1 protein-coding gene is annotated in these 413 nt (G+C 39.7%); it reads right to left on the bottom strand.

The features are described 5' to 3' along the window. Nucleotides 1–342, bottom strand: a 342-nt coding sequence (locus AABA78_RS39320; RefSeq protein ID WP_338270601.1) for a hypothetical protein, incomplete at its 3' end; no start/stop codon positions are given. Nucleotides 343–413 lie beyond the last annotated feature (71 nt).

Below are 413 nucleotides of genomic sequence, written 5' to 3'. Positions count from 1 at the left end.
AATAGTAAACTGACTAGGATTAGCAGTGGAAAGTTTACTGTCTCTGCAATACTGTAGATTGAGTGGTTCATGAGCAGGTAACACTTTCCTCACTTCACTCGCCTCTGCAAAATAATTAAATTTTCTCTCATGTGTATCACTCTTTTCCTCGGGTGTATCACTCTTCTTTTTCATATTCCTTTGTGGTACCTCACTATTTTCTTTCTCTTGTTCTCTCTTTTCTCCCATTCTGATTTGGTCATCACACACTTCTCTAGGGGATAGAGGTTTAAGAGTAAATGAGGAAGATTTGGCTATTCGTCTGTAGGGCTTTTCTTTGTTACGGTTCAACAAACGTTGCATTTGTGTAGTCCACGCGTCCAGAAATAAGCGTTGAGATTCGTCCAGTTGATGATATACACCACCATTGTCAC

Source organism: Corallococcus caeni (genome assembly GCF_036245865.1).
Classification (GTDB): Bacteria; Myxococcota; Myxococcia; order Myxococcales; family Myxococcaceae; genus Corallococcus; species Corallococcus caeni.
This window is presented reverse-complemented; position numbering and strand designations above follow the sequence as displayed.